Source organism: Cryobacterium sp. MLB-32, assembly GCF_000738085.1.
Taxonomy (GTDB): Bacteria; Actinomycetota; Actinomycetes; order Actinomycetales; family Microbacteriaceae; genus Cryobacterium.
The window spans coordinates 1-1,106 of sequence record NZ_JPRS01000642.1 but is presented as its reverse complement, the minus strand read 5'-3'; the positions used below and the strand labels follow the sequence as shown (position 1 = coordinate 1,106).

2 protein-coding genes are annotated in these 1,106 nt (G+C 58.2%); both read left to right on the top strand.

All coding sequences use genetic code 11. The features are described from left to right. The coding region (locus JF66_RS20580) for a hypothetical protein (RefSeq protein WP_035880808.1) at window positions 1-406 on the top strand (406 nt) is incomplete at its 5' end. A gap of 10 nt (window positions 407-416) precedes the next feature. Then, on the top strand, window positions 417-1,106 hold a 690-nt coding region (locus JF66_RS20575), incomplete at its 3' end, for an ABC transporter permease (protein WP_035880807.1).

Below are 1,106 nucleotides of genomic sequence, written 5' to 3'. Positions count from 1 at the left end.
GGGCTTCCTCACGGTGCTTGGCTATGGCGCGATTCAAGGCGTGACTGCCGACTGGTCGCTGATCGGACTCTTCTTCGTGGGCTGCATTCTGTCCAACGTTTCAGTGATCAGCATCCAGCTTCTCCTGGCGCTGCTTTTCACTCGCCAAGCAGTCACCTTCACCGTGGGAATCATCGGCGGGCTCTTGGGCTCGTTCGCTGGGTTCATGCCGGCGGCGATAAGCATGATTCTGCCCTGGCAGTACGTGGGTTTCGTGACACCAGTGCGGATGGACGTGATCGACGGACGCATCGCCGGGTTCCCGATGGTTCCCGGAATCGGCGTGCACTTGCTGGTCATCGCTGTGGTCGGTGTCGTCTCAGTGTTGGCCTGTCAGAGCATATTTTCTCGGCGCAGTAGAGGTTAGGAACTCAATAATGACAACCCCAACATTCAGATCTGCGCGGGCGTTCACGGCCGCGCTGGGCGTGGAACGAGTCAAAACGCGACGGGCGTGGCTGCTGTATCTCGTCGTCGTTCTACTTATCGGCCTGAATCTGGCTAATGGCGTTGTGAACTACTTCCAAAACATCGCCATCTTTCAGGAGCAAGGGGTGACCTGGATGGCAGTTTGGGGGCAATCCGGACTGCTTTATACGTTGCTCTTTCTCCCATTCATCATCAGCATCAAAGCCGCGTCTATCATGCGAATGGAGCATGAGAACAGTAACTGGCGACGGATGGCCTCGTACGGGGCAGCGGCTCGAGTGACGTACCCGGGCAAGATCCTCTTGATGGCTGCCTTCGCCGGGACATGTCAGCTGCTTTATTTCGTCGCGTTCTTCACCGTGGGGCTCATCAGCGGCTTCGAGCTTTCCCCGCATGTTATCGGTGAATTCATGCTGCTCGCATGCGCGGGATGGATCGGGGCGATGACGATTGGTTGCCTGCAGCTGGTCATCGGGTTGCTCGTGAAGAGTTTCGCGAGCACCGTGGCCATCGGGTTCGTCGGCACCGTTGCCGGATTCGTATTGACGCTCGCAGCCCCCGTATTGCAATCGCTCTACCCCTACACCCAGATCGGCGTCGGAATGCATGTGCGAACCCTCACCGGGCCGTCGCCGGAA